The following is an 8,355-nucleotide window of genomic DNA, read 5'->3' as shown; positions in this document are numbered from 1 at the left end:
CCCAATTTAAGAAAAAAAGGTCCCCAACATCCGATATTAACAGGGCTCTCTTCTGCGGTACAGGATTGCCAGGGAAGTTCTTTTATGCGGGAGGTGGAGGTAGAACAAGAATTTTTTGAACAGTCCGTTCATTATATTCCTGAAAGCGATTTAATTAGAACTTTTATTACTAGTGATATTACTGATAAAAAACGAGCTGAAGCAGCAATACGCCAACGGGATCGCCTTTTAAAAGCGGTTGCTGATGCTGCTAATTATTTATTGGCGGAAATGAATTATGAAACAGCCATAAATCAAGCTCTAGCCATACTTGGTGAAGCAGCCAATGCAGATCGGGTATATCTATTTGAGAACCATCTCCATTCAACGACAGGAGACATGGCTATTAGCTTGAGATATGAATGGACGAGTTCACCTGAGATGACAGTTTCCCGTACTCATTGGCAGAATCAAGCTTATGATCTTTGTGGATTATCTCGTTGGTACTCCATACTATCCGAAGGCAATTCTATTAGCGGTGTTACACCAGAATTTACTCCTGGAGAACAAGAATTTTTAATTAAGGATGATGTCCAATCCTTCATTATAGTACCTTTACGGTTAGAAAATCAATTATGGGGTTATGTGGGTTTAGCCGATTGTGTCAAGCAGCGGCAATGGACTAAGCAGGAAGAATCAGCTTTAGTGACAATGGCTGCCAATATTAGTAATTTTTGGCAACGCCAAAAAGTGGAGGAAATCATTCGTCACCAAGCTCTCCATGATAACCTTACAGGGTTGCCCAATCGTTCACTATTTAATCAACAGCTCACTCAATCTCTTGCCAATGCATCTCGAAATGAAGAAAGTTTAGCTGTGATGTTCCTCGATCTAGACAGATTTAAGATTATCAATGACACTTTAGGGCATACATTGGGAGACAAATTACTACAAGATGTTGCCTATAGATTAAGAGAATCTCTCAGAGCTGGAGATATTGTTGCCCGTTGGGGTGGTGATGAATTTACAATCCTATTACCTCGCATCCAATATATTGATGAGGTGGTAAATGTAGCTGGAAGAGTCCTAGAATCCTTAGAAAAGGTCTTTCATCTTGACGGAAATGAGCTTTTTATCAGTGCCAGTTTAGGTATTGCTCTTTTAGATGAGTATAGCCCAGATGATGAAACTCTCATTCAACATGCAGATGCGGCTTTGTATTATGCCAAGGAACAGGGAAGGAATAACTATCAGTTTTACACTACTTCATTGAGTAGCAAAAATCCAGAATTACTCAATTTAGAAAAGTGTTTACGTCATGCTTTAGAACGAAATGAATTAGTGGTGTATTATCAACCTCGCATTGACATCACCACGAGTCAGATTACGGGGATGGAAGCACTGTTACGTTGGCAACATCCGGATATGGGACTGATATCTCCCAGTACTTTTATTCCCATTGCAGAGTAAAATGGATTAATTATACCCATTGGCGAATGGGTTTTACGGTCAGCTTGTAAACAAACTAAAATATGGCAGGATGCTGGATTACCTCCCCTAACGATGGCTGTCAATCTTGCTCTTAAGCAGTTCCGTCAACCCAATTTGGTGGAAATTGTGGCTAATATTTTGCAGGAGACTGGTTTAGAAGCGCAATATTTAGAACTAGAAATTACGGAAACCACTGCTATAGAGGATCTATCTTTTACTAAAACTAAGTTGCAAGAATTGCAAAAAATGGGTATTCATCTTTCGATTGATGATTTTGGTACTGGCTATTCTTCCCTATCCCGTTTGCAGATGTTACCACTTCACAATCTGAAAATAGATCGTTCTTTTATTAAAGAGTTAACAACTGACGCAAAAATGTTGCATATTGTCAAGGCAATTGTAACCTTGGGACAAAATTTAGGTTTGAAGCTAACTGCTGAAGGAGTGGAAAAGGAAGAAGAACTGGAGTTTTTGAAATCTATTAAATGTGAGAATGTACAAGGTTTTCTATTTTATCGACCCCTTTCTTCCCAACAAGCAACAGATATACTCCATTCTAAAGGTTCAATATTTTAGATGAAGAAGTGAGATGATGAAATCATGGGTATTGCTCATAATCTCCTCATCTCCTGATAATATGGCACTAAGTGCAAGTCAAAATTTTACTCTTTAGTATAGGTTAGGACATTGTTGAAGCACCAAACCCGTGAACAGTAAACTTATTACTGATTACTGATTACTTATTAATTACTTGCGTCTAGCGCTATATCTGTCAAGGAAGTACCTAACCAGGCGGAAAAATTCTGTTTTTGAATCTCAGAGTGGTTTGTTATGGGTACTACCTGATATTTATGAGGATGTGGTTTATCCAAGGTGACAGGTACGGAACATAGTTGGTCGTGGTGAAAAAATGTTACTTGGATGGTATCTTGGGGTTGGTAGTCTTGGAGGCGATCGCTAAGTTGATTTTCACTAACTCTTAAGCCATCAATTGCCAGTAGTTCATCTCCTGCATCAATTCCTGCTGAATGTGCTGGGGAATCTACTTCCACAAACTTAATCACTTCCCGTCCAGATTCTCTACTTACTCTAATTCCGAAAAAGGGTACTTTTTCTGTATCTGCGACTAGTTGCAAACCAAAAGGTTCTAAATATTCATTGAAAGGTAACTCTTGTGTACCTGTAATATATTTTTGGTAAAAATCAGTTAAATCTTTACCAGCTACCGACTCAATCACTTCCTTGAGTTGTGCGGAAGTATAACCAACTTCGGATTTACCAAATTGCTCCCACATCTGTACCATGACATCATCTAAGGAACGTTGATTTTGGTGCTGAGAACGAATTAATAAATCCAATAATAGTGATATCATTTCCCCTTTTAAATAGTAGGAAATCTGATAATTAGGGCTGTGGGCATGGGGACGATATAATTTAATCCATGCATCAAAACTAGATTCTGTCAATGGCTGGACTTTTCTTCCTGGTGTATTCAAGAATCTAGTAATTTCCTTGCTCCAATTCTGCAAAAATGACTGGGTATCATAAATTCCAGCTCTGAAGGGAATTAGCAGATCATAGTAGCTGGTTGTACCTTCACAAAACCACAGACAAGGGGTATAGTTTTCTTGGTCATAGTCAAATACTGACAATTCTTGGGGTCGAATCCGTTTGACATTCCACAGATGAAAAAATTCATGGGCTACCAACTGCATGAAGCGTTCGTATTTTTGGCGATCGCGGAATCCAAATCTCTGATATATTAACGAACAACTATTCTTATGTTCTAACCCACCATAAGCTTGAGAAAATAGGTGCAAGATAAATAGATATTTATCATAGGGCAAACCTGCAAACATTTTTGCCTCTACTTGGATAATTTTGGTAATATCAGCAATCATCTGCTTCACCTGAAAATTACCCTCTCCCCAAATTGCCAATTCATGGGGCTTACCCATCACCTGAAAATGATGTAGCTGGTGAGTGCCAATTTCAAAGGGACTATCAACCAAGGTATCAAAATTTGCTGCCAGGAAGGTATGACTTTTGCCTGGGATTGTGGGTAAAGCTGTTGTAATTTGCCATTGGTCATTAGGTGGGATAATAGTCACCTGCATTGGTTGCTTTTCCTCATCTATAACTCTCAGGAATAAAGCTGCACCGTTGAAATAACCATGGGAACTATCTAAGTGATTTGTACGTACAGATAGCTCATTGGCGAAAATACTATATTCAACAGTAACTTCTGCAACATTTTCTGTACTTACTTGCCAGTGATTTTTACTAATTTTGCTCCAAGATAAAGGCTGATTGACAGAAGCGACAGTAAAATCCTGCAAGTATTTAGCATATTCCCGGACTAGGTAAGAGCCGGGTGTCCACACTGGTAATTTTAAATCCAGAATTGGTGATGAGACATTTTGGATATGCAACGTCACTTTAAATAGGTGGGTTGCTGGTTGAGGCATAGCTACCTGATAATGAATCTTGGGTAGAGATTCTTCCAGGAGAGGAGCAGAATGGGATACTGTTGCTTCAGTCATACAATTTTAGATTTTGGATTGATCTCCTAATTAACATATTTTATAACCATGATATAGCAAGGCTTTTAACTAAATGATAAAAATATGTTTGTTTCTTGCGTTGTTTATATATTTTGCCAACTGTGACAAAATATTGTTTACTACTGGATAATAGTCTTAATTAACAGCAGAGGTACAGAAAAACCAGAGTCAGAAGTAAGGGACTTAATATTTCTGTCTGGCTGACAATCAGATTCAAAATTAAAGGCAAACAATGGGAAGGGAAGCATTATTTATTAATCGAGTTGCGATTCTGGCTACCATGCATCAAAAGGATCAGGTAATTGCTCCAATTTTGGACAATGAATTAGGTCTGAAAGTTATGGTGCCACCAGGTTTTAATACAGATATATTTGGTACTTTTACTAGGGAAATTAAAAGACCAGGAAATCAAATCGAAGCAGCTAGATTAAAAGCAGAAAAAGCCCTAGATATTACAGGTGAGAGTGTTGCGATTGCTAGTGAAGGTAGTTTCGGGCCCCATCCCAGTTTGCCTTATATTACGAGTAATAGAGAAATTGTCATTTTTATAGATAAAGAACAAGATATCGAAATTATTGGTCAAGAATTGTCTACAGCAACTAATCATAATCATCTTATGGTTCAGAATGTGGAACAAGCATTAGAGTTTGCGGATAAAGTTGGTTTTCCAGAACATGGTTTGGTTGTGATGTGTGAGGAATTACCAAAGGATAGTAATAATATAATTAAAGGAATTATTACAGAAGAAAAACTTGTAGAAGCTGTAAATTTGGTATTGGAAAAGTCATCTACAGGGAAAGCTTATTTAGAAACTGATATGCGGGCAATGTATAATCCAACCCGGATGACAAATATTGCCAAAGCAACCTATAATTTGGTCAAAAAAATTAATAGTCGTTGCCCCAAATGTTCAACACCAGGCTTTGATATTACTCGTATAGTTGCAGGATTGCCATGCGAACTTTGTCATATGCCAACTGCCTTAACTAAGACTGTAGTATATCAATGTCAAAAATGTGGTTTTACTCAAGAAAAATTATTTCCCAACGGTAAGGAGTTTGCTGAACCAGCACAATGTATGTACTGTAATCCGTGATTCATCCTAATACCAATTTAAAAAAAGAATGCGACACATGGATAACGGATTATCTTTGGCGAGACTAGTGCCCCTGCACGGAAGTCAAAAGTCAAAATGGTTGGTTGATTGAGGAAACTCCAAAAAATAAATTATCTAACTTTCTACAATTGACTTCATCTTTATATTTCCCTGCTCCCCTGCTCCCCTATTTGCCTTTGCTGCCATTGCAAAAGCTTGAGGTATAGAAATCCCATCGGGTAAATTACTGGTTGTCATTACCCCACTCATAACAGCAGGGACAATGCCACCCATATAAATATCTACACCTGTTAAGTACAAACCCGGCAATGGTGTTTTTACTTTAGTCCAAGGCAAGTTCTCTGGTTGGAAACGTTCTGACTTAAATGACAATCCATAAATGCCTCCCTGGGGATGGGCGGTAAAATATTCATTGGTGAGTGGCGTTGATACTTCTACATAGTCCACAATGTCGGCAAAACCAGGATAATGTTTATTTACGAGGTCAATTAATGTCTGACTAATATGTTGTTTTAGGGCTTTGTATTCTGTATCTCGATGCCGCCATTGCTGATTCTGCCAGGAAATAAAGGTATCATAATCCGCAAAGGTGAGGATTTCTGCTGTGTGAGTCTTGGCTTGGGGATCTTTTAAGGATGGGAAGGAAATATAAGCCTGTACTGGTTGACCATTTTTAATCCAACTGCTTCTTTGTTCATAGATAGCATCATGGTCAAATTGTTCGTATATCCAATGGTTCTCCCCGTGAAATCCTAGTTTTCTGGGGTCATCCTTTAAACCCAAATACACCATAACATTGGTAGCTGGAGGATGCTGACGGACAAATTCAGCTAGAGATTGGCGGAAGGGAATCGGGTAGTCGGGGGGAATCAGTTTCAAATAAGTATTGGCTGCTCCCACATTGGAAACCACCACAGGGGCATAATATTCTTCAAACTCATCCTTGTTAGGGGTATTAACTTTCCGCACTCTCACCCCTGCAACTTCACCGCGATCGCGTAAAATTTCTGTAGCTTCCCGATTAATTAAAAATTTACCACCTTTGCTTTCCACAATGGATTGCACGCTGTCAGCAATGTTTCCCGCACCACCCACAGGATAGTAACCACCTTGCAAATAATGATTAACAATGGTGGCGTGCATGACAAAGGGACTCTGAGCTGGTGGTAAGCCGTAGGTTCCCCACTGAGATACTAGCAGTGCTTTCAGTTGAGGATTTTGAAAATGACTATCTAAATATTCTTTGGTTGTTAGATCTAGACTGATGGAATTCCAGAATTTTCCTAACCACCCCACTAACTTAAACACAGGAGTACCATTTTGCCGCATGGTATGGAAAAACAAGGCAGTGGAAGCTTTGGAAATATCCTGAAAGTATTGCCGAATTGCTTTTTCCTCTGCCGGAAACAGCTGCACTAAATCAGCAATAAACCGTTTCTTATCACCATATAAATCAAACTTTAAATTAGGGTAAACAAACTTTTCAAAAGGTTCTGGCATTTTTGACCATTGCACGCCTTTACCAGTAATCAAATCAAAAAGGCTACGGATGGAACCCCCTTCACCCATCTGCCCAATGTAATGAACCCCTACATCCCAATGGAAATTTTTCCGACTGAAAGCGTGGGTAAATCCCCCCGCACGAAAATGACGCTCTAATACCAAGATTCGCTTACCACGCAGCTGTGCCATTAAACTCGCAACAGTTAATGCACCCATCCCAGAACCAATCAAAATCAAATCATAATCCCTAGCAGTATGTGTAGTTTTCATGATTGCTTCCTCCTACTCAAAGGGAATATCATATGTTTACAGCGACAACATCAATGTATCTCCGTATATTTACATTGTCAACTCTGGTGTTAAGAAACGTAAAGGTTTAGATGACTGAAAAACTGGGTGTAATACCATTTCTCTAAATCATGGCTACAGATAATTTAATTCTCCCCTTGCTCCCTGCTCCCTGCCCCTATAATGTTTGTATGTTGAATCTAACCTACGAATACAAGCTCATACCTGCCGATGGGCAACGCCAGACTTTCGACCAGTGGCTTAATATTTACAAATGCTCTGAATGCGGTTATGAAGCCAATCGAGATGTTGCAGCTGCCCAGGTGGTACAGCAATTTGGATATGCAGTGGTGGGGCACATCGCAGTGAATTTTGGAGAGGGAAAGCTACATGGGTAGTCCCAACGAACCAAGAATCCCCACTCCTTCAGGACAGGGAGTTGTCAAAAGCAAAGCCACCTATCACCATGGAGATTTAAGACAGGCATTGATTGCAGGAGCGATTGCCTTAATTAATCAACAAGATGTCAGTAGCTTATCCTTGCGAGGATTAGCTCGTTATATTGGCGTTTCCCATGCAGCTCCCTATCGTCATTTTCCAGACAAGGAAGCTCTATTAGCAGTGGTAGCAGAAGAAGGATTGTTAGAGTTAACTCAAGACTTAACAGCAGCAATCGGGGGGTTAGAAAACCAGCCATTACAACAATTAGAGACTACTGGCGTAGCTTATATTAAATATGCGATCGCTCATCCTGCCCACTACCGAGTTATGTTTAGCACATATAGCAGCGAAAAAACGCAATATTCATCCCTTGAGGAAGCCAGCCAGCAAGCATTTATGGTACTGGAAAACGTGATTATAGAAGGTCAGTCCCAAGGCTTGATTAAATCTGGAGAGTCAAGACAACTAGCATGGGTTGCTTGGTCATTGGTACATGGATTAGCAATGTTATTAATTGATAATCAACTTTCATTAGTAAAAGCTGAAGATGTTGAATCCATCTCCAGTTTTGTAACTCGAACCTTAATAGAAGGATTAGGAAATTCCAAGAAATAAATTAATCAATTTCACGGGAGCATCCCAAATGTTTAAAAACATATTATTTTCTCCGGTGCTTTTGACAATAAATAAAAAGCTCTCAGAGTTTAGGAGTTCGCTTCAGAGAATGAAGGTTGGTTTTGGTAGTTTGATTGTTGTTGCTTTGCCTAATTTATCTCATACCAATTTAAAAAATGATTGCGACAGATGGAAAGCAAGAAAAGCTTATACAGTAGCCCTTTCACAATCCCGGACAGTTGCTCATGAGGGAAACCAACGCCAGTCGTCTGCGACGGGAAACCCGACTACAACGCTGGCTCCCCAAGACCACACTGTCCTCAAAATCTAAAATCCAAAATGGTATCAGTTTGTGTT

The 8,355-nt window shown here is 39.4% G+C and carries 6 protein-coding genes and 1 pseudogene; 5 read left to right on the top strand and 2 right to left on the bottom strand.

What is annotated here, in order from left to right:
• Positions 1–2,046, top strand: a pseudogene (locus CALSC_RS00780) (putative bifunctional diguanylate cyclase/phosphodiesterase); the annotation flags it as partial.
• A 167-nt stretch (positions 2,047–2,213) separates the two neighbouring features.
• On the opposite strand, the gene CALSC_RS00775 reads toward CALSC_RS00780, so the two are convergent.
• Entirely contained in the window at positions 2,214–4,013 is a 1,800-nt protein-coding gene (locus tag CALSC_RS00775) for a M61 family metallopeptidase (RefSeq protein ID WP_200817522.1), read from the bottom strand.
• Between the two features lie 253 nt (positions 4,014–4,266).
• Between CALSC_RS00775 and CALSC_RS00770 the strand changes: the two genes are divergently transcribed.
• Entirely contained in the window at positions 4,267–5,130 is an 864-nt protein-coding gene (locus tag CALSC_RS00770) for a DUF6671 family protein (RefSeq protein ID WP_088239529.1), read from the top strand.
• 135 nt (positions 5,131–5,265) lie between these two features.
• On the opposite strand, the gene CALSC_RS00765 is transcribed toward CALSC_RS00770, so the two are convergent.
• Positions 5,266–6,924, bottom strand: coding sequence for a phytoene desaturase family protein (locus CALSC_RS00765; protein WP_088239528.1), 1,659 nt, complete (start codon positions 6,922–6,924; stop codon positions 5,266–5,268).
• A gap of 149 nt (positions 6,925–7,073) precedes the next feature.
• On the opposite strand from CALSC_RS00765, the gene CALSC_RS26875 reads away from it, so the two are divergent.
• The 3 genes from CALSC_RS26875 (at position 7,074) to CALSC_RS00750 (ending at position 8,329) form a co-directional block, all read left to right on the top strand.
• Positions 7,074–7,340: a hypothetical protein gene (locus tag CALSC_RS26875; RefSeq protein ID WP_088239527.1), complete on the top strand. Its 267-nt coding sequence runs from the start codon at positions 7,074–7,076 to the stop codon at positions 7,338–7,340.
• On the top strand, positions 7,333–7,998 hold the full coding sequence (locus tag CALSC_RS00755; protein WP_088239526.1) for a TetR/AcrR family transcriptional regulator: 666 nt from the start codon (positions 7,333–7,335) through the stop codon (positions 7,996–7,998). The genes CALSC_RS26875 and CALSC_RS00755 overlap by 8 nt, the downstream gene beginning before the upstream one ends.
• Before the next feature lie 109 nt (positions 7,999–8,107).
• Positions 8,108–8,329, top strand: coding sequence for a hypothetical protein (locus CALSC_RS00750; RefSeq protein WP_088239525.1), 222 nt, complete (start codon positions 8,108–8,110; stop codon positions 8,327–8,329).
• The last annotated feature ends 26 nt before the right edge of the window (positions 8,330–8,355 follow it).

The organism is Calothrix rhizosoleniae SC01 (assembly GCF_900185595.1).
Lineage (GTDB): Bacteria > Cyanobacteriota > Cyanobacteriia > Cyanobacteriales > Nostocaceae > Calothrix_A > Calothrix_A rhizosoleniae.
Note: the sequence above shows the minus strand (reverse complement) of the source record. Positions and strands in the feature narration are given on the sequence as shown.